The organism is Thorsellia kenyensis (assembly GCF_042432445.1).
In the GTDB taxonomy this organism is placed as follows: Bacteria; Pseudomonadota; Gammaproteobacteria; order Enterobacterales; family Thorselliaceae; genus Thorsellia; species Thorsellia kenyensis.
The window spans coordinates 1-22,049 of record NZ_JBHLXE010000105.1 but is presented as its reverse complement, the minus strand read 5'-3'; the positions used below and the strand labels follow the sequence as shown (position 1 = coordinate 22,049).

Genomic DNA, 22,049 nt, shown 5'->3' with positions numbered 1-22,049 from the left:
CTTTATGATTGAAAAGTATTTTGCCTGTATTGTTAATGGGTATAAATATAGTACTTTAAAAATCTTTGTTGCATTATTTTTTGCCTTTATGGTTTAAAGTATGACAAAGCAGTAGCTAAATCTGAAAGTAGGTCTTCTGAAGACTCTAAACCAACGGATAACCTAAATAAATTATTTTTAATGCCTGCTTCCACTCTTGCTTGCGCAGACATACCTGCGTGCGTCATTGTGGCGGTATGTGAAATTAAACTCTCAACTCCGCCTAAAGATTCTGCTAATGTAAAATAGTTGAGTGCATTTAGAAATGTCTCAAATTCACTCTCTTCAATATTTAATTCGAAACTGAGCATAGCCCCAAATCCTTGCTGTTGGCGTTTAGCCAGCTCATGTCCTTCATGCGACTCTAAACCGGGGTAGTATACGCGATGGATCAGAGGATGTTCATCAAGGAATTTAGCGATTTTTTCTGCGGTTTCTTGCTGTTGTCTGATGCGTGGAACTAGTGTTCTTATGCCTCGTAATAATAAATAACTATCAAAAGCAGCTCCAGTAACACCGATATTATTAGCCCACCATGCCATTTCCATTGAAACAGCTGGGTCTTTGCAGATGACTGCACCAGCAACTACATCCGAGTGGCCATTAAGATATTTTGTGCAAGAATGCACAACAATATCAGCACCCAGTGCTAAAGGTTTTTGTAGGACAGGGCTTAAAAAAGTATTATCAACTACAACGGTACTGCCAGCTTCATGAGCTATCTGGGCGACTGCTTCAATATCGACAATATTTAAAAGTGGATTACTGGGCGTTTCAATCAATACCATTTTAGGTTTTTTTTGTAAAATACTCTTTAGTTGAATAGGACAACGCTGATCGATAAACAAAACATCAAACGCCCCTCGTTTGGCTAGGCTATCAAAGAGTCGATAGCTTCCACCATAGCAATCAATAGGTGCGATAAGTAAATCTCCAGGCTTGAGGAGAACAGTGCAAAGCAAATTAATTGCAGACATTCCACTACTGGTCATTATTGCGCCTTGGCCACCTTCGAGTTTGGCAAGCGTATTTTGTACTAAGTCTCTTGATGGATTGCCTCGCCTTGAGTAATCATGAGCTCTTGGTTGATTAAAGCCACTGAATGTGTATGTACTGGAAAGATAAATGGGGGGGACGACACATCCATATTGTTCGTCTTGATTCAGTCCCCCACGGACGCTTTCTGTTTCTATGTGTTTTGATGAAAAATCGTGCATAAGTTCCTTCTCGTGAAAAAGTAAAAGAAAATAGTTAATAAATAACAAAAAAGAGTAATTCTTAATCTGTATGAGTAGACTAATGGGAAAATAGGTTTTCGTCAATTGTTTTTAGCGGTAAAAACGTCTAGACGTCTAAAAAGTTAAGTGCAAATGACTTCTATTTGAGTAATAGCATAAAAATGAGTAGAATAGTGGGAATGAAAAATATGTTAGATAACTCTTTAGAATTTATTTGAGTTTATTTCAGTGCTCAACGGAATGTTCACTGGTATTAACTCCTTCTCCAAGGATACCCAATCATGGCAAAATGGAATGGTGAGTATATTAGCCCTTATGCAGAGCAGGGCAAAAAAAGTCAGCAAGTAAAAAAAATAACGGTATCTGTACCAACCAATGTATTAAAAATCTTAACCGATGAGCGAACTAGACGCCAAGTGAATAATCTACGGCATGCTACAAACAGTGAATTATTGTGTGAGGCTTTTTTGCATGCATATACAGGTCAACCGTTACCAAGTGACGATGATTTACAAAAAGATAAAGCAGACGATATTCCTATGGCGGCTAAAGAAGCAATGAAGGAGTTAGGTATAGATCCTGATACTTGGGAGTATTAGCGCACGGAGTCAGTGTAAATTGACAAAATGGTTTAATTTTGTTCAGTTAAAACAAAAGAGAGTTTTTTCCCCTATCATTTGCTGAATAACTCCTTATTTAGATAAATTATCATTTGACAATTGTTCGATTTTCTTTTAAAAAGTAACTTAATTAATTGTATTACTAATCTAAGTTCAACACAAATCTTAGGATGTTTATGACTTTCTCTCGTATTAATATGACCATTATGACCATTATCACCATCACAAACGTCTTGGTGCGGGTCGTCGTGTAAACGAGATAAAGACAAAAAAACCCGCAGCTGATGCGGGTTTTTTTTTGCAACGAAATAGTCAGTATGATGTTTTATAGTTTTGTTTTTTCAGTCTAGAAATATGAGTTTTAAGCGGTTGTGTTATTTGTTATCTATTTTAATTCTTAGCCTCAATTTTAGGAGTTTTTAATGCGTGTTTTAAAATTTGGTGGTACCTCTGTTGCGAATGCAGAACGTTTTTTACAAGTCGTCGATATTATCAAAGACTACTCTAGCCGAAGCCAAGTTGGATTAGTCCTTTCAGCACCAGCTAAAATTACTAACCACCTTGTTGCTATGGTAGATAAAACGGTTTTAGGTGAATCAATTGAGTCACATTTTAATGAAGCTCATGAAATTTTTAATGCGTTATTAACAGGATTGAAACAAAAAGTGCCCGCTTTTGATTTGGTTGGATTACAAAAGCTTGTTGATACCGAATTTAAAGGCATTAAGGATAATTTAGAAGGCGTACGTTTATTAGGCCTTTGCCCTGACAAAGTGAACGCTTCTTTAATTTGTCGAGGTGAAAAATTATCTATTGCTATCATGCAAGGATTATTACAATCACTAGGCTATGGTGTGAGTGTTATTGATCCTGTAACCACTTTACTGGCTAAAGGCCAGTATTTAGAGTCTACAGTGGATATCACTACATCGACTCAAAGAGTCAATGCCCTAAACCTGCCTAAAGACCCTAATCATGTTATTCTAATGGCAGGCTTCACTGCAGGAAATGAAAAAGGCGAACTGGTGGTTCTAGGCCGTAATGGTTCAGACTATTCAGCAGCAGTGTTAGCTGCTTGTACACGCGCCGAGGCCTGTGAAATATGGACTGATGTTGATGGTGTATATACGTGCGATCCTAGAAGTATTCCTGATGCACGTCTCATACCGAGTTTATCTTATAAAGAAGCGATGGAGCTTTCCTATTTTGGTGCTAAGGTCCTACATCCAAGGACGATTGCCCCAATCGCTCGTTTGGGGATTCCTTGCCTTATTAAAAATACAGGTAATCCGAGGGCGTCAGGATCTATTATCACGGAAATCTGTGAAGATAATACCTATCCAATCAAAGGCATCACTCATCTAAGTGATGTAGCGATGATTAACGTGTCAGGACCAGGCATGAAAGGAATGGTCGGTATGGCAGCTAAAGTATTTGAAACCATGTCGCTTGCAGGTATTTCTGTTATATTGATTACCCAATCTTCTTCTGAGTATTCAATCAGTTTTTGTGTACCGCAAAAAGAATTAAAACGTGCAGAACAAGCCCTTAATGATGCTTTTAGACTTGAGCTTAAAGAAGGAGCTCTTGATACGCTTGATATTATAGAGCACCAAGCTATTATTTCTGTTGTTGGAGACGGAATGAAAACTCAGAAGGGAATTTCTGCACGCTTCTTCAAAGCGCTTGCTAATGCAAATATCAATATTGTGGCAATTGCTCAAGGTTCCTCGGAACGCTCTATTTCAGCCGTCATTGATGATAAAAAGGCCAAGATTGCTGTTATGGCTACTCATGAAGCTTTATTTCGTACAGCCCATGTCATCGAATTATTTTTGGTCGGCGTCGGCGGCGTCGGGAGTGCTTTGATTGAACAAGTCAAAACTCAACAAGTTGCTTTAAAAAAGAAAGATATCGATCTTCGTGTTTGTGGAATCGCAAATTCCAAAAAAATGGTACTCAATGCCTGGGGATTAGATTTAAATCAGTGGGAAGTGGCTCTTGAACAAAGTTCGTCTGGTTTTGATTTCAATGAACTTAAAGGATGGGTAGATGCTCATCATCTATTAAATCCTGTGATTGTTGATAATACATCCAATCAATCAATCAGTGATCAATATGTGGACTTCCTTGCCGCAGGTTTTCATGTAGTGACACCCAATAAAAAAGCAAATACTTCAACCTATGCCTATTATCAATTATTAAGAGAAACTGCGCGTAAGTCACGTCGTAAGTTTATGTATGAAACTAATGTAGGTGCAGGCTTACCTGTTATTGAGAACTTACAAAACTTACTGAGTGCCGGGGATGAGTTACAGGCATTTACCGGAATTTTATCTGGCTCCTTGTCCTATATCTTTGGTAAGTTAGATGAAGGAAAATCATTATCTGACGCGACTTTGGAAGCTAAGAAATTAGGCTTCACTGAACCTGATCCAAGAGATGATTTGTCGGGAATGGATGTTGCACGTAAGGTACTTATTTTAGCAAGAGAGGCTGGATACCCATTAGAACTTAAAGATATTGAAGTAGAAGGGGTGGTGAGCCAGGAATTTGCAGGGAACGATTCTGTTGAAGACTTTTTAGCACGTTTGCCCTCATTAGATGCTTCATTCAAAGAAAGAACAGAAAAAGCAAAAGCTGTAGGGATGGTCCTTAGATATGTAGGTGAAATTGACAATGGCCGTTGTTTTGTACGAATCATTGAAGTGGATGGCGATAATCCACTATATAAAGTGAAAAATGGTGAAAATGCACTGGCCTTTTATAGTCGCTTTTATCAACCTATTCCTTTAGTATTAAGAGGTTATGGTGCGGGTAATGAAGTAACCGCTGCGGGCGTGTTTTCAGATATTCTAAGATTACACGCAAATCGTTAGTCCGTATTGAAAAGATGCTCACACGATGACGTTTTTCTTGTTTTTAGTAGACTTAAGTGCTAAAAAATAAAAGTGAAAATTGAGTCGATCAATGAAAAAAATAATAAAGGCATTTAATTTATGCAATAAAGACAATTACTTGTTAAATTGCGTAAATTAGCCTAACAAACGTATAAAGAAAACGATTTAGGATATTTTATGATAAAAGTTTATGCTCCAGCTTCTATAGGTAATGTTGGCGTAGGTTTTGATGTATTAGGCGCTGCTGTCAGTCCTATCGATGGAACGCGTTTAGGCGATGTGGTTTCTATTGAAGCTGCTGAATCTTTTCAATTAGAGTGTCTAGGTACCTTTGTTAGCAAATTACCTAGTAAAACGGAAGATAATATCGTCTACCAATGCTATCAAAGATTTTGTGAAGCTTTAGGTAAACCGTTAGCTGTTAAGATGATACTCGAGAAAAATATGCCCATAGGTTCAGGATTAGGTTCAAGTGCATGCTCTGTTGTGGCCAGTTTTGTCGCACTGAATGAATTCGCAGGCAAGCCATTTGATGAACAAAAACTATTGGTGTTGATGGGGGAGCTTGAAGGACGTATCTCGGGAGCGGTGCACTATGATAATGTGGCACCTTGTTATTTAGGAGGACTTCAAATTATTTTAGATATGCCCTCCGTTATCTCTCAAACTGTCCCTGCTTTTGATAAATGGTATTGGATAATGGCTTATCCTGGTATTAAAGTTTCAACGGCTGAGGCAAGGAAAATACTTCCTTCACATTATGCTAAAAAAGAGATCATTGATCATGGCCGGCTATTTGCCGGATTTATTCATGCCTGTCATACTCAACAAGAGAATTTGGCTGCATCACTCATTCATGATGTCATAGCTGAACCTTATCGAAAGCAATTATTGCCTAATTTTGATAAAATAAGAGAGCAAGCGATGATTCTCAACGCTAAGGCTATGGGGATTTCAGGCTCAGGACCTACTGTTTTTACCTTATGTGACTCGTTACATGATGCCGAGCAGATTGCAAAAATGATGAAAACTGATTATGTACAGAATGAAGAAGGGTTTGTACATATATGCCAATTAAATACTAAAGGTGCTTCACTTATTGATTAAATGATTAAATCTAGTATGATTTATTAATTGATAGTATTTGAGTACTCTAAAATAAAATAGCATCATGTAAGTGGTGCTTTTTTATATGACAAAGTTTATCGTTTCAACCTAATGTCAAGAGTAATATCATAAGACCTAACTTAAAAATATAAGCTAAAAAGCCTTTACTAATTAGGGCACTGCTAATAGATAGCTTTTAATTTTCAATTATTACGCTATCTAATATCAATACAGAAGTCACAGCTTCTCTGCTGAAAAAAGGATAAAATCATGTCGCAATCACAGACTATTGTCGTTAAGTTAGGAACAAGTGTCTTAACCGCAGGAACAAAACAAATCAATCGAGCCCGGTTGGTTGATTTAGTTCGTCAATGCGCTTTTCTACAACAAGCAGGACACCATGTTGTTATTGTAACTTCAGGCGCAATAGCTGCTGGTCGTGAACATCTCAATTATCCTGATTTACCTAGCACTACGGCATCTAAACAGCTTCTTGCAGCGGTCGGGCAAAGCCGCTTAATTCAATTATGGGAACAACTATTTTCTATTTTCAATTGCCATATAGGGCAAATGCTATTGACTCGAGCAGATATGGAAGACAAAGAGCGCTTTCTAAACGCAAGAGATACACTTCACGCCCTGATTGAAAATCGAATTATCCCAATAATTAATGAAAATGATGCGGTCGTCACCGCAGAAATTAAGGTAGGAGATAATGATAATCTTTCTGCATTAGTTGCTATGCTCGCTAATGCAGATAAGCTCTTGTTGCTGACCGATCAGGCGGGTTTATTTACCGCAGATCCGAGAAAAAATCCTGATGCTACGTTAATTGAAACTGTGGATGAAATCACTGATGAACTGCGTTTATTAGCAGGAGACAGTGTTTCAGGTTTAGGTACCGGTGGAATGAGTACTAAGTTACAGGCGGCAGATGTTGCTACTAGAGCAGGCATAGAAGTCGTTATTGCAGCAGGAGCTGAGCAAAATGTCATTTTAAAACTTATGGACGGTACGCTGCGTTCAACCCGATTTACTCCGCAAATCACGCCTATTGAAAATCGTAAACGTTGGATTTTTGGCGCCCCTATTGCAGGCAAGTTAGTGGTTGATGCTGGAGCTGCTAATGCGCTATTAAGCAAAGGCAGCTCACTGCTTCCTAAAGGTATTTTATCTGTGTTCTCTGATTTTACTCGAGGAGAAGTCGTTTTAGTCGAAGATGAAACCGGTAAATTATTGGCAAGAGGGGTAACGCGCTATAATAGTGATGCACTTAGACTTATTTTAGGCAAACACTCTAATGACATATTAAGTGTCTTAGGTTATGTTGATGGAACCGTTGCTATTCATCGGGATGAGTTAATTTTGACTTAATCACGGCTCAGCTTAGGAGGAAATATGAAGTTTTATTCCAATAAACTCAATACAGGTTTATTCATTTCGATTTTTATAGTACAGAGTCCTATTCTCTATGCTCAATCTATAGATTTAACCTCTTTTGTCTCTGAAGTTACTCTTTATGGTGATCAAGCGATTGTTAAAAGGACTGTGCAAGTTGAATTGTCTGATAATCAAAATACATTAACTATTCATCAACTGCCTCAGGGATTACAACAAGACTCATTACAGTTTAGCTATACTTTGAATGGTAAAGCGAATAGCGTTCAATTAATAGATTACACTCTAGCAACGCAGACTAATGCTTATTCTGAGCAATTAATTCAGTTACAGATGAAGCTAGATGAAATAGAGAAGCAAGCACTCGTTCACCAAGCAAATATTGATGAGCTAAATGATAAAATTCATTGGACTAAACAACTGATTGATTCTAACTATACACAACAATCATCTGTTGCTCGTTTGACTAAGGAAGACATTCAACTGTCAGAAGAATTACAAAAAACGTTGCCCCACTTAAAAATTGACCTTTATGAGGCTCAAAATGCACAGGCTCTTTTTAAAGCACAAACTGAAGTTCAAAGAGAGAAACTACAAAAAGAGATTGAAAAAGAAAATAAGAAAAGAGCTGAATTAAATCAGCAACTATCGCTAGAGTTATTAAGCCAGCAAGCTGGTTCATTAGAGTTAAGTTTTACTTATGCGATTGATTTAGGGGCATGGTCTCCTACCTATGAATTACACTATGATGAAGAAGACAAAGTGACGTTACGCTATAAAGCGGATGTTTATCAACAAACGGGAGAAGATTGGGATAATATTAAGTTGACTTTATCCACTACACCTCCTGCTTTTAATCAACCAAATTCACTCTCTCCTTGGCGAGTAGGTATTTTTACTCCACCTGTACAAACTGAGGTGTCCAGAGATACGGCTCTATTGGCAGAATATGCTGGCGCCCAAGAAGCTAAGTTCCAATCAACTGCACAACAAAAACAGCGTAATACCGTTTCAAATCAAGGGGTAAATGTTACCTTTAGCATCAATGAGCCTATTTCAATCAAAGGGGATGGTGCGTCGACACGTGTGCTGATAAGTGAACAGGAATTAAAAGCAGATATTTTAAGAGAGTTAAGACCTGAAAGAGACAGTACAGTTGCACTTTATGTTAGTATAGATAATTCGACGCCATTTATTTGGTTAGCAGGTCCAGTCTCTATATTTATAGACAATCAGCTTATCGCTAAACAATATTTTCCTAAAACTTTAGTGAATGAAAGTCAAATACTCTTTTTAGGACAAGATCCGAACATTAAACTTGTACAAAATCCTCAAAAAACGTTTAAAGATACCAGTTGGGGCAAAACCGGAATTACAGAGGAAAAAACAAATCAAATCACCAGTTATTATAAAAATCCTGTTGTTTTAAGCGTATTTGAACGCGTTCCTGTGTCAGCAGATGATAAAGTAAAAGTAGAGTATATTACGCTACCAGAGTTCTTTAAACCGGCTATTGATAATAGAGTATTTTCTTCGCAAGTGAATCAACCTCAACAGCAAAAGGGATCTAAAAAAACAGAGATGACACTTGATGAGTCACAAGGAATACTCAAGGCAGATATAAAATTAGCGCCTTCAGAAACGATCACATATGATATAAAGTATAAAATTACGTATCCGAGTGATTTGAATTTAACGCCAAAGCCTTATTAATCCAGTGATTGTTTTAAGGCAAATAATCAAAGGTGCAGTGTATGCATAATGAAGTAGAATTAGAACAAGAAGCAAATAAACATTTAACCAAGGATAATCTGGCACGCATTAAGTGGGCGTGCAGACGTGGAATGAAGGAACTAGACTTAGCATTGATGCCATTTTTTGATTTTGAATTTGTTCATTTGAGTGAAGAAGAAAAAGACGATTTCATAAGACTTTTGGGACACCCTGACCCTGATTTATTCAATTGGTTGATGAATAAAGGGCAACCTTCTGATGCCCGTTTAGTTCAAATGATCAGAACCATTCAATTAAAAAACAGTGCAAGAGGCGCTATAGCTTATTAACTGAAACATCGGTTGTGTGTCAGATGGTATATTAGATTGGAAGGGCTCAACTTATCTAGCGCGAGACTATTTATTTTGCTTTAAATTTGTTGCATCAATTGTTTGAAAAACCATTATTTGTAAAGCTATGTTTTCTAAATAAGCTATTCAGCTTCTGTTAATACTTGATAGTTATAATAGCCGCACTTAGTTAGCAAAATGATAAGGCTTAAATGATTAGACATAGAAGTCATTGAAGCGAATAAAATGAGTTAACTAACGATGTAGAGTTTTAATTACTCATTGATTTAATTTTTTGATGTATTAACGAGGAAACTATGATGAAAATTCAAAAAACTGTAAGTACTCCTGTCGCTACTTTAAATAATAAACAATCAAGCCGTTTATCATTGCGTGCAATTGTCTTGGCTTTATCTGTTGTTTTCTTAGCTGGACAATCTCAAATGGCTATGGCTAAAGATAGAGATGGCAGAGGAAGAAATGATCATGCTATCATAACTGAAGAAGTGAAAGGTGGGCAATTGCTGAATGTTAAGAAGATAGCAGAAATTGCTGAAAAAGAAATTCCGGGACATATTACTGATATCGATCTTGATCATGACTACAATATTTTGGCTTATGAAGTGAAATTGATTGATACCAGTGGTGTACGTCGTAAACTTGAAATTAATGCAAAGACAGGCGAAATCATTTCTCGCTATTAAGCAATTTCAAATTTTAATCTTTATAAGAAGAGCAAATGAGCAAGGAATACTTTAAGTATCCCAAAGATGAGTTTGCTCTTCTTAATAGTCATTGAATATCATGAATTTTACCTCATTTTTTGTCATTATCATCTCTTTTACTCTATGCTTAACATTAAGTATGGGAGTTTATGCTAATAAATCCGATCATGAACATGTCAGAGAAGCTGTGCGCCGTGGTGAAATCATTCCTTTACGAGTAATCTTGCAAAGATTAGATAAAGAAATTCATGGTAAAGTGATTGAGATTGAATTAGATGATGACGATGATGAGTGGATCTATGAGATAAAAGTATTGCGCAAAAACACCGTGGTAAAATTTGAAATTGACGCCACAACAGGGCGAATTCTCAAAGTTAAAGAGCGTGATAAACGATGAAAATTTTATTAGTCGAAGATAATATCGAACTCATTAAACAGTTAAAAGATACGTTATCTAAAACTGAATTTACTGTTGATGTTGCTTATGATGGTATTGAAGCTGAATTTTTAGGTAAAGAATTTAATTACTCATTGATTGTGCTTGATTTAGGGCTTCCTAAAATGGATGGTTTATCTGTTCTAAAGTCCTGGCGATCGGCTAAAATGACAAGCCCTGTTATTGTTTTAACTGCAAGAGACGAATGGCACGAAAAGGTACATGCGATTGATGCCGGTGCTGATGATTATGTGACTAAACCATTTCATATGCAGGAATTATTATCTCGTATGCGGGCAATTATTAGGCGTGTGAATGGCCATAGCCAATCGTTGATTACCATTGGCCCCTTGTGCCTTGATCTTTCGAGCCAAATCATTTATTTACAGGAAATGCCTTTGTCATTGACTCATCATGAGTATAAGCTTTTAGCTTATTTTATGCATCATCCTAACCAAATACTTAGTAAATCAGCTCTTACTGAACAATTATATGAACAAGACTTTGATAGGGATTCGAATACGATTGAAGTGTTTATTGCTAGACTTAGAAAAAAATTACCCAAAGAGATGATTTTAACAGTTCGAGGTACGGGGTATCAATTAATCGATTTAGTCAATAATGCCAGTCGTTAGCATGTCTAATTTCTCTTTGAAATTCCGTTTGATTTGTTTAACCATCCTTTTTATCAGCGTTGGGTTTATTGGTACGGGTCTTTTCTTAGTTAATATATTTAATCAATATGTACAGTCTCAAGTCAAACAAGAATTACTGATCCATCTTAATCAATTAACAGCTTCTTTCTCAATTGATGAAAATAATAAAGCTGTTTTGGATAAACCCCTAAGCGATCCTCGTTTTAATAATCCTTACTCAGGTCTTTATTGGCAAATCAATGCATTATCTGAAGACAATAGCATCACCCAAAAAGGGAGTGAAGCTGGGGCTCAGAGCATAAATGTCAGAACAAAATTTATAGGCCTAAATGATAATCCGTTATTACGCTCTCGGTCACTTTGGGAAGATATACTGTTAATAGATGATACATTGATATCTAATAATGCAGACTTTTACTTGCAAAGCGGGGGGCCGCCAGATGTCTCGCTTTTGATATTAGGGCGTATGATTACATTAGAAGAAATGCCAGACGAACGTTTTGTCCTAAGTGTAGCAATAAATGAAGCCATCCCTCTTGCTTCTTTTAATACCTTTAAACAGATCTTATTTGTTGCTTTTGTGATATTAACCTTAGGCATGATGATAATTGCTTGGTTGATTATTCATCTGAGCTTAAAGCCTCTTAATCACATCCAAAGACGGCTTAATGACATTACAGAGGGTAAAACTCGTCGTCTCGTAGGAGATTACCCTCAAGAAATTCAGCCTTTAGTCGATTCATTTAATGATGTCTTAGATCATGATACTGAGGTATTAACCCGCGCAAGAACACAAGCTGGCAATCTTGCGCATAGCCTTAAAACTCCTCTTACCATTTTATCTCAAGCGGCTGAAAACTATAGTACAGTCCTCAATCACAGTCATGGAGTTAATAAAAAACAGGCTAATTCACATGAATTATCGCCATGTCTTATTCTGGAGAATACAAAGCAAAATATAACACAAAAAGTTGATTATGAAGAAAATCCATTACCCTCTCTTATTCTGAGTCAAGTGAGGGCAATTAAGCAATTTATTGATTATCATCTCGCTCAAACTCGAGCTGCGGCTAGTGCTTCCATACCGGGGCAAATGACCCCAGTGCAAGACGTTCTAATGCCATTAGTTAAAACGCTCGAAGTGCTTTATCAGGATAAAAAGATACCTATTGAACTTCTATTTCCGATGGAAAAAGAGGGTATACTCTATTTTCAAGGAGAGAAGCACGATCTCTATGAAATTTTAGGTAACGTTCTGGATAATGCCTGTAAATGGGCTTCTAATAAAGTTCGAGTCACGGGATATATGCATAAAGAACAATTAATTTTATGGATAGAGGATGATGGTCCCGGTCTTGATAAGGGATTACGAGAGTCAGTACTTGGTAGAGGAGTGAGAGTTGATGAGCATACCCAAGGGTCCGGGATCGGTTTATTTATTGTCCAAGATTTGTGTAAGCTTTATAAAGGAACTCTCTGTTTAGAAGAGAGTGAATTAGGCGGTTTGAAAGTTATTTTGACTTTACCATCACCGAAATGGGTAAAAACCCATGACAAAGTATCAGAGTAAATTAAGCCTAATAGAAATAATTGCAAAGGAACATAAATACAACCAAAAAATATGTTGTTTTTGAATTTTGATAAAATTTTTCTTAGAATAATTTAATTTCTCTTAAGTTGAAACAATAATTAAAATTTTGGCTGAGCCCACTCGTTAATTAAGAAATATCAGAGATGGGCCAACTATAAGTAGAGCTGAGTTATGCAAATCGACGAGTTAAAACCATTGAGGAAATGGATCTTCTAGGTTTTGATATTCCAGTGGATTATCCTTAAAATCATTTATTAAACATGCATCAAGCATTTTTTTCATATGCGAAATGTCCATAATATCTTTAAAACCTATAAAAACAAGCTCCTGTCTTCTATCTCCATAATGTTGATCCCAAAGATTATCAAAAGAGGGATCAGATTGCTTTTGAGCTAAAATCGTTTTTTCATCTTCAATTGCCCACCATGTTCCCATTCCTTGATGAGTGAGAAATGCCCCTGCTTGAGAGAGTTCTCCCACATAATCAGGTCGTGTAGCCAACCAGAAAAAACCTTTAGAGCGTAACACTCCGCTCCATTCTTGTTCAAAAAATTGACTTAGTTTTTTAGGGCAAAAAGGTGCTCTTGCTCGATAAACAAAATGAGTAATGCCATACTCTTGCGTTTCAGGGATATGATCCTCGTGATGATTAAGTGCTTGGACCCACAAAGGATTTTCTTGTGCCTCTTCTATATTAAATAAATGAGTATTTAGAATTTCATTGAGGGGAACAACACTATGAATGGCTTCAATTAATTTTGCTTTGTGATTTAATCCTTTAATGATAGCCGTTACTTGCTGTTTTGCTTCTTCAGTGATTAAATCCAATTTATTTAAAATAATGACATTAGCAAACTCAATTTGTTCTACCAGTAAATCCACTAATGCTCTTTCGTCTTCTTCACCTAAATTTTCTGGAAGATCGGTAAGGTATTGAGTTGATTGGTACTGAGTAAGAAAATTTGCACAATCGACAACTGTAACCATAGTATCAATATAAGTATAGTCTGCTAGACTAAATCCATTTTCATCACGAAAATCAAAGGTTGCAGCAATAGGCATAGGCTCTGCAATTCCTGTACTTTCAATTAGCAGATAATCATATTTATTTTCATTAGCAAGCTCCTTTACTTGTTCAAGTAAGTCTTCTCTCAGTGTACAGCAAATGCAACCATTACTCATTTCAACCATTTTTTCCTCTGTTTGAGAAAGTTCCACTTGGCTTGAATCTAAAAGTTGGGCATCGATATTAATTTCACTCATATCATTTACAATCAAAGCGACCTTAAGACCTTCTCGATTAGTCAGAATGTGATTCATTAATGTTGTTTTTCCTGCACCTAAGAAGCCGGAAAGCACTGTTACTGGCAATTTTGATAAATTTTTCATGTTTATTTCACCTTTAAATAATATGTTATAACATAACATTATATCGTAAAAAATAACATTAGGGAATAGGAGATAAAGTGGCATCAAGATACTTTAAAACGCATATTGCTTTAATGCTTATGCGTTTTATCTTTCAACTGAAAGAATTATTTATTAACTTTTAATAGGAGATAGGTAGTTCCGCAAAAATTCATGTACCGCAAAAGGTTTGGTATATCTTTTCTTCAGCAGTAGGAGGATTTTTAAACGCTTGAAATTCTGGTTTTATTTTTTCATAGGGGGACTGTAAAGCTTTTAAAAGCAAATGGAGAGGGGCATAATTGCCTAAGTCAGCATGACTAAGCACATTTTGCAGTTGATGATTTCTTGGGATCAAAGTGGGATTCACTTTTTGCATCAGCAATTTAGCTCGAGGAAAAGAGAATGCATGTTTAGCTAGAGAATGAGTCCAATCATTGAGCCATAAGATTAACTCAGGATTAATGGGAATAAAATATTCTTTACCTAATAGTTGAATTAGCTCTTCATCTTTTAATACATGAGAGTTTAATTGTTCATAACGTTCAATAAAATCCTTTAAAAATAAAAAAGTGTTAGTATAGTCGGCCTGATAGGTTGCCATCCAAGCGAGTAGCGAATCAATCAGTGGTTTATTTTCAAGATGAATATCTTCAAAACCTATCTTTTGTCCCATCATTTTTAGCCATTTATTTTGATAAAGAGGTGTAAATTGGTTGAGAATATCCATAGCTAAATTTATTGCATAATTTTGATCGTTATGAATCAATGGCAATAAAGATTCAGCTAATCTTGCAAGGTTCCATACTCCAACACTGGCTTGATTTGAGAAAGCATATCTCCCTTGTGAATCTATAGAACTAAATACTGCATTTGGTTCATAGTCATCGATAAAAGCACAAGGGCCATAATCAATGGTTTCACCACTGATGGTCATGTTATCTGTGTTCATGACGCCATGAATAAAACCTACTCTCATCCAATGAACAATTAAATCTATTTGGTTTTGCATGACGGCATTTAAAAAATCAATAGCTGGTATGTTGGATGTTTGAGAAGTGTTTGAATTGTGTAATATGTTAGGATAATGTCTCAAAATGGCGTATTGAAGCAATTTTTTTCTGGCACTTATATCGTCGAGCGTGGCGGCATATTCAAAAGTACCCACTCTTAAATGTGATGTAGCAATTCGAGTTAAAATAGCGCCAGGCAAAGCTTTTTCTCGATAAACCATTTCTCCAGAAAGAACTATCGCTAAAGAACGTGTTGTGGGAATATTAAGCGCATGCATTGCTTCGGATATAATATATTCTCTTAGCATAGGACCTAATGCAGCGCGTCCATCTCCACGCCTAGAATAGGGAGTTTTCCCTGATCCTTTTAATTGAATATCAACTAATTGACCATTTGATGTCAAATGCTCACAAATTAAATGTGCTCGTCCATCACCTAAGTTGGTGAAATAGCCAAATTGATGACCTGAGTAGGCTTGAGCGATAGGAATTAATGACTCAGGTAGTTTGTTACCAGAAAATAGCAAAGCCTTTTCTTGCGAACTGACCGCATTAAAATTCAGTCCTAATGAGGAGGACAAAGATTCATTAAATAAGACAAGAGAAGGTGATATCACTTTATCAGGAAATGCATTAGAAAAAAAAAGTTCAGGAAGTGTTTGATAGCTGTATTGTGGATTTAAGCCGAACATAGATCACCAGTCAAAGTAAATAGTATAATAATAAGTCATTCTAAACGAATGTAAATACATACCCAATCGAAATCAAGATACAGGTTTTGGTTATGCTTAACGCCCACTGAATGGGCATTCGGATACTATCTGCACTGTAACTTGAAGTAACTCTAGTATAGCAAGGGTTACACACATGCTGAGTATATTTAAAGTAGGCATAAGAATAATGTTGAAACTTTTGCGATGATTTTCAATCATCCTACTGGCACTTTACTTTTTTCAATTGAGTTTTGAAATTTATCTTAAATTGCTAACTATTATATTATCAAATCTCATCATGACATCATTTGTGTAATAAGCTTACCAATAATTCGGGACTGAGTTTTTGTGTTTCATCTTGACCAGAAAGGACCTTTTGTGCAAGATCTCGTTTTTGCCCATGTAACTGTAATATTTTTTCTTCAATGGTATCAACGGTAACCAAACGATAAACTGTCACGACTTGAGTTTGTCCCATTCGATGTGCTCTATCACTGGCTTGATCTTCAATCGCTGGATTCCACCAAGGATCTAAGTGAATAACTGTATCTGCTTCTGTTAAATTAAGCCCCGTCCCGCCCGCTTTAAGACTGATTAAAAAAAGTGAAGTTTCTCCTTTCTTAAAATCCTCTACGGCTTGATTTCTTTGCTTCAACGTACTTTGACCTGTAAGTAAACTATAGCTAATCCGTTCAACTTCCAAAAAGTGCCCAAGTCTTTCTAATAATCCAACAAATTGGCTGAAGATTAAAATTTTTCGCCCATTAGAAAGTGCTTCTTCGATAATTCTTAAAGCTTCTTGTAATTTGCTACTGATCCCTTTTTTCTCATTAAATACCAGATAAGGATCGCAACATACTTGCCTCAAGCGAGTTAATGCTGAAAGAAGCTCAATCGGATTTTTTTTAGCATTACTAAGAGCATTTTGTCTAATGACTTCATATAGTTTCCTCTCATTATCTTCAAGATAAATATGATGATTTATTTCAATTTTCTCAGGGAGTTCTGCCAGTACGTCTGTTTTTAATCTACGCAGAACAAAAGGTCCAACGACAGCTCGAAGTTTATCTAAATCTGACTGGTTCTTTTGTACTGTACTATATTTTCTTTTAAAGTGCTCTAAGGGACCAAGTAAGCCCGGATTGATAAAGGTAAATAAGCTCCATAATTCGACAAGATCATTTTCAATAGGTGTACCTGATAAAATTAAACGTCCTTTGGCATTTAATTCAAATACTGCTTGAGCACGTTTTGTTGTATGGTTTTTTATATTTTGAGCTTCATCAAGTACAACAGTTTGCCATTGAACTTTACCTAACGCCTCTTGCCATAGGTTGACTTGACTAAATCCCATGATAAGTAGATCATTAGATGTTAATGAATCAAATAAAGAACTTTTATCTTTATTATCATCAAAAATAATTGGCTTTAACCCATCAGTAAATTTATAAGCTTCTTCTTGCCAGTTATATAAAACCGATTTGGGGGCAATAACTAAAGTTGGTCCTTGATGACTAAAATACGAAATAACCTTTAGAGCCTGAATGGTTTTACCTAAGCCCATATCATCAGCTAAACATGCGCCAAAACCATGGGTTAACAAATGAATAGCCCACTTGACTGATTCTTGTTGATATTCTCTTAAATTATTGAATAGAGACTCTTCAATGACTAACGGTTCATGCCATTTTTTTGCTAAGTTATTCCAGGTATCATCACTTTCTACCGTCATACTAGAAAGTAATTGCTGCAAAGGGTAAGCAAGTTTAGTTTCAATGGTGGAATTTTCACCTAACACACTTTCTAGTAAATTGATTTTATCTTTAAGGGCTTTACTTAATACCAGTTGAATATTACTTTGATTAAGCGTAATAAACCCTTTTTTTCTAGCATCAAAAAGCTTTTGAATTTCTAAAAATTCACGCCCATCAATATCTACCTCCCCTTGAACATGAAACCAACCGTTATCCTCATTTATTTTGATACGAAAGTCTTTTTCTGAGATAAATTTCACTTGGTTGTTGCTATTGTACCAATGTAATTGGACTTCCTCGAACTGTGCTAGTGTTTCAATTACCTCAGTCATTAAGTCAATTTTGAATGTGAAACAGACATTTTTAAGGCACTCTTGGGGGATATTTAGCGCTTTGAATATATCAAGTAGTTGCATTTGTTCTTTTGCTATATCTCTTTTGCACCATTTTTTATCTTTTAATTCAATCCAAGGACTTGAATTGAAACTAGGAATAGTGGTATTTAACCTTTCATCATTGAATGTCAACTCAATCATAAAATGTGAGGCTTGAGTCTTTATCCATGCATGGATTTTAGGTTCCCATTGCACCACCTGAACATTCCCATCACCGACTGATTCATCATAATAATTAACTAATGGAGAAATTAATTCTAGCACTTGTTCTTTTTGTTTAAAATTAAGCCGATGAGATTGCTTTAAATGCTCTATGGTTTCTTTTGTGATTTCATCGAAGTTTTCATACCCGAATAAATTAGGCCCAATTTCATAGAGCGTAACCTCATAATTGGAAAAACGGTTGAGTTGCACTTCTTCTGTAGGGTAAATTGAAAATTGGTATGTCGAATTTTTTTGTTCTATGACAACGAGTTTTGAGAGATCAACAAATTTAATAGGTTCTCCTTCATGATTAAAAACATTTTTTAATTCACGGAGTTGTTTAAATAACCTTTTATCTAAGCTTAATATATCGTGAGCTATGGCATTTAAGTTAGGTTTCACTAAATCAATTAATTTATTTTCTTCGTCGGAAATGGGGTGCTGCTTCATGTAGTGGTCATCAGTTAAATTTTTTAGCGACAACTTACTTCCAGTTGACCATCCTTTTTTACCTTCTTTTTGTATTTTAGGTATCAAGTAAAGCCTTTCATCTAACACCCAAATCAAGCGAGTTTGTTGAAATTCTTTGGAAGGTTGATTTTTTTTATTGATAATTTGGGATAAATTTCCAATAAAAATTTCACTTGCATTCACAGTTTTAAAAAATGGTGGCAGTTCAGTTGGTACATTCAATATTTGGTGAAGTAGACGTTTTGCTATTATTTCGATGGGAATTTTGTAGGTGTTTTGTAAAATCTGTTTAACATAATCTTGTTCTAAAAGCGCATTTTTAAATTCATCCATTCTTTTTTCATGTGAAATAGGAAAAAAGGCCAGCATTAGCAAAGTGATTAGAAAATATGAGGGGGTAGGTTGCCCCATATCTTGTCCAAAAAAAATCTGCTGGAGTTCCCTTTGATAAAACATATTCGTGAGATCATAAGTTTCAGCTTTAATCAGTTTTTCCATTAAAAGTAAAAAGTTATAATCGAATGCATAATTTATGCTGGATTTCTTATTATCAAATATAATTCCAAGTTTTTTAGTGTCTTTGATGTTAATTACTTTTTTAATAAAAATATCTAAAAGAGTAGATGATGAGTAATATCCCATATCATCAAACCAATTTACGCTTTGCTTTAAGTATTCCCCTGAAATAGGTTCAGCTAAAAAAGTTAGGTCTTCGAAATTCTCAGAGGCTAACCACAAATCTGAGTGAAAATCATAGTGAATAAGCTTGGTGCATTGCTCAATGAAGCTTAGGACTCTTTTTTTTAGTACATGCTCAATTATACTGTGTTGATTGTTAATAAGACCTTCTTTGATCATTATGGGAAATATTTTGCAAAATTCATTGATCATATCCTTTCTTATTGACTCTTTAAATAAGAGATCGCTCCTAAGAAATGTGATCATTCCTGAATATAATTCAGGAGGAATATAGAAACTATGGTAACTATCCCGTAAAAGTGCTCTAGTACAGAAAATTAGCTCATTTTCTAAGTCAAACTCATTGAAGATAATGCTATGGATATCTTCTGAGTGGGGTCGGTTTGCTGTAATTTTGATAAAAATAAATAAGGTGTCACTACTGAGATTCACAGATTGACCATTAAATGCGAGCAATCTTTTTTTTGCGAGTCTCTTTAGTCTCTCTTGAACTTCATTATCCGTTATAGATTCGTGCCCACTAAATAAGCGCAATTCTATCATGAAATCATCAAGCTTAAGTTTGAAAAACTGAATCGTAATAGCCATAAAAAGAAGATCAAGATCATCTATATCCTCATAGTCATCAAGATTAAACCAGGGACTTGATTTTGTGAAAAATTTATTGATTTGAGGGTTACTTATTTTAAATTGCATAATGGAGTCCGAAAAAAATAAAAAATATAACATCTGTTTGAGCGACTGCAACAGTTGGGGTATTTCGATGGATACATATTTGTTTATAAATAGAATTAGGTTAGCTAATTTAATTGAGTTATTTTTGTTCTTATAAATAAATTATTTGACCGAGATAGTTCTATTTTAATTTATTATCAATCATGAATATTTTTCTTTCAAATTTATTCTCTAAAAAAAATTTTTTACTCTATGTATATTTCTATGTTTATATTAAGGAGAACTAGAGTTTTTTTAAGTAAATTAGAGGAAAATGGCATAAATTTAAATGAGAGAAAAATCATTCAAAATCAAGAGTCAAATATTTTTATTACTACTGATGATAATATCATTTACACTCCTAAATAAATAGCGAAGCTACAGGAAAACGGGTAAGTTTTAATCAATTAAATTGTTCGCCTTTAATACCTTTAATAAATATTCATCTTGTCTGCAGAAAACCATTCTTTTTATATTTAATGCTCAGTGCGTATTCTCATCCACTTCGATCACTAATTCTCACCTAGCTTCGATCACTCAATATCATTCATGCCGATCATTCAATATCATCCATGCCGATCACTTTAAGCTGATTTTAGGGTTTGTGATTTGGCTCCTTCTTTGAAGGAAAATAGCTTCCTTAACTTGTAGATTTAATCAACACTCCTCGCTGATACCATAATCTGTATAAGCGAGGTCATTATGTCTACGGTACCTATTTCAATGAGAAAACTAAAAGAAATATTACGGCTCAAATTTGATGCTAAACTCCCACATCGCAGAATTGCACAAAGCTTGTCAATTTCAGCGTCTACGGTTTCCTATTATGTTAATCGAGCAGGACAATTAGGGATCACTTGGCCTATTCCCTCTGATTTAAACGATAGAGACTTAGAACACGCATTTCAATCGACTCAAGTTAAAATCAAACAGCCGAGATATCCTGTGCCTGATTGGGTTGAAATAAAAAATCAACTGACAAACAAAACCATAACTCTTCAGTTTTTATGGGATGAGTATGCCTCAAAAAGCACTTATCATTATAGTTACCCCCAGTTCTGTCGACTCTATAAGCAATGGTTAAAAAAGCAAAAGTTATCTATGAGGCAACATCACATCGCAGGCGAAAAGTTATTTGTCGATTATTGTGGTCCAACGGTAAACATTGTTGATCCTACAACACATGAAATCATTAAGGCGCAAATTTTTGTCGCTGTGATGGGCGCATCAAGTTATACCTATGCTGAGGCGACACATTCACAAAATCTTGAAAACTGGATAATGAGCCATGTGCGTTGCTTTGAGTTTTTAGGAGGAGTGCCATCCATCATCATACCTGATAATTTAAAAAGTGCGGTGACAAAGGCTTCTCGTTATGAACCTGACCTAAATCCTACCTATCAACAATTGGCTGCTTATTATGGCACCACTGTATTGCCTACAAGGCCTTATAAGCCTAAGGATAAAGCGAAAGTCGAAGTGGCAGTGCAAGTGGTAGAACGTTGGATTATAGCTAGATTAAGGCATGAAACTTTTTATTCCTTAGCTCAATTAAATGCAAGTATTCGTGCTTTAATCGATGAGTTGAATGCACGTCAATTACAAAAACGTACAGACTCGCGGCGTTCACTTTTCCAATCCATTGATTTACCTGCACTACAGGCATTACCCGCAAGACCTTACGTATTTACTCAAGTAAAGAAAACACGAGTGCCTAGTGATTATCATATTGAAGTAGAACAATACTTTTACTCGGTCCCCTATCAATTAGCTAAAGAGTTAGTAGAAGTGTATATCTCAGGGCAACTGGTTGAAATTTATCATCATGGGACTTTAGCCGCTCGCCACCCAAGACAGCATCAAGCGGGACTTCATACGACTCAATTAGCGCATTGTCCTTTGGTAC

At 35.7% G+C, this 22,049-nt stretch carries 15 protein-coding genes and 1 other annotated feature; of the genes, 11 read left to right on the top strand and 4 right to left on the bottom strand.

Annotation, left to right across the window (positions count from 1 at the left end; genetic code table 11):
* Positions 1–86 precede the first annotated feature (86 nt).
* Complete coding sequence (metB, locus tag ACFFIT_RS10745) at positions 87–1,256, bottom strand: cystathionine gamma-synthase (RefSeq protein ID WP_385877671.1); 1,170 nt, start codon at positions 1,254–1,256, stop codon at positions 87–89.
* A 302-nt stretch (positions 1,257–1,558) separates the two neighbouring features.
* Between metB and metJ the strand changes: the two genes are divergently transcribed.
* From metJ to ACFFIT_RS10695, 10 genes are all read left to right on the top strand, one after another.
* Positions 1,559–1,876, top strand: a complete 318-nt coding sequence (gene metJ, locus ACFFIT_RS10740; protein ID WP_385877670.1) for a met regulon transcriptional regulator MetJ — start codon at positions 1,559–1,561, stop codon at positions 1,874–1,876.
* 210 nt (positions 1,877–2,086) lie between these two features.
* Positions 2,087–2,198 (top strand) — a sequence feature (Thr leader region).
* Between the two features lie 121 nt (positions 2,199–2,319).
* Positions 2,320–4,776 carry a bifunctional aspartate kinase/homoserine dehydrogenase I gene (thrA, locus tag ACFFIT_RS10735; protein ID WP_385877669.1) on the top strand — a complete coding sequence of 819 codons (2,457 nt, stop codon included), beginning with the start codon at positions 2,320–2,322 and terminating at the stop codon, positions 4,774–4,776.
* Between the two features lie 198 nt (positions 4,777–4,974).
* Positions 4,975–5,904 carry a homoserine kinase gene (gene thrB, locus ACFFIT_RS10730; protein ID WP_385877668.1) on the top strand — a complete coding sequence of 310 codons (930 nt, stop codon included), beginning with the start codon at positions 4,975–4,977 and terminating at the stop codon, positions 5,902–5,904.
* A 270-nt stretch (positions 5,905–6,174) separates the two neighbouring features.
* On the top strand, positions 6,175–7,278 hold the full coding sequence (gene proB, locus ACFFIT_RS10725; protein WP_385877667.1) for a glutamate 5-kinase: 1,104 nt from the start codon (positions 6,175–6,177) through the stop codon (positions 7,276–7,278).
* Positions 7,279–7,302: 24 nt separating this feature from the next.
* Positions 7,303–9,015, top strand: coding sequence for a mucoidy inhibitor MuiA family protein (locus tag ACFFIT_RS10720; protein ID WP_385877666.1), 1,713 nt, complete (start codon positions 7,303–7,305; stop codon positions 9,013–9,015).
* 41 nt (positions 9,016–9,056) lie between these two features.
* On the top strand, positions 9,057–9,365 hold the full coding sequence (gene sdhE, locus ACFFIT_RS10715) for an FAD assembly factor SdhE (RefSeq protein ID WP_385877665.1): 309 nt from the start codon (positions 9,057–9,059) through the stop codon (positions 9,363–9,365).
* Between the two features lie 320 nt (positions 9,366–9,685).
* On the top strand, positions 9,686–10,069 hold the full coding sequence (locus ACFFIT_RS10710; RefSeq protein WP_385877664.1) for a PepSY domain-containing protein: 384 nt from the start codon (positions 9,686–9,688) through the stop codon (positions 10,067–10,069).
* Between the two features lie 100 nt (positions 10,070–10,169).
* The gene (locus ACFFIT_RS10705) at positions 10,170–10,487 is read left to right on the top strand and encodes a PepSY domain-containing protein (RefSeq protein WP_385877663.1); all 318 of its coding nucleotides are present in this window, start codon (positions 10,170–10,172) and stop codon (positions 10,485–10,487) included.
* Positions 10,484–11,161 (top strand): response regulator transcription factor, encoded by a 678-nt coding sequence (locus ACFFIT_RS10700; RefSeq protein WP_385877662.1) that lies wholly within the window; start codon positions 10,484–10,486, stop codon positions 11,159–11,161. The genes ACFFIT_RS10705 and ACFFIT_RS10700 overlap by 4 nt, the downstream gene beginning before the upstream one ends.
* 1 nt (position 11,162) lies before the next feature.
* Positions 11,163–12,752, top strand: coding sequence for an ATP-binding protein (locus tag ACFFIT_RS10695; protein ID WP_385877661.1), 1,590 nt, complete (start codon positions 11,163–11,165; stop codon positions 12,750–12,752).
* A 207-nt stretch (positions 12,753–12,959) separates the two neighbouring features.
* Here ACFFIT_RS10695 and ACFFIT_RS10690 read toward each other — a convergent pair whose 3' ends face one another.
* The 3 genes from ACFFIT_RS10690 to ACFFIT_RS10680 all read right to left on the bottom strand — a co-directional run bounded on the left by ACFFIT_RS10690 (position 12,960) and on the right by ACFFIT_RS10680 (position 20,125).
* Positions 12,960–14,162: a GTP-binding protein gene (locus ACFFIT_RS10690; protein WP_385877660.1), complete on the bottom strand. Its 1,203-nt coding sequence runs from the start codon at positions 14,160–14,162 to the stop codon at positions 12,960–12,962.
* 190 nt (positions 14,163–14,352) lie between these two features.
* Positions 14,353–15,885 (bottom strand): protein adenylyltransferase SelO, encoded by a 1,533-nt coding sequence (locus tag ACFFIT_RS10685; protein ID WP_385877659.1) that lies wholly within the window; start codon positions 15,883–15,885, stop codon positions 14,353–14,355.
* A 325-nt stretch (positions 15,886–16,210) separates the two neighbouring features.
* Positions 16,211–20,125, bottom strand: a complete 3,915-nt coding sequence (locus tag ACFFIT_RS10680) for a DEAD/DEAH box helicase (protein WP_385877658.1) — start codon at positions 20,123–20,125, stop codon at positions 16,211–16,213.
* Between the two features lie 720 nt (positions 20,126–20,845).
* Between ACFFIT_RS10680 and istA the strand changes: the two genes are divergently transcribed.
* Positions 20,846–22,049 (top strand): IS21 family transposase (istA, locus tag ACFFIT_RS10675; protein ID WP_385877657.1); only part of this gene is annotated, 1,204 nt, incomplete at its 3' end.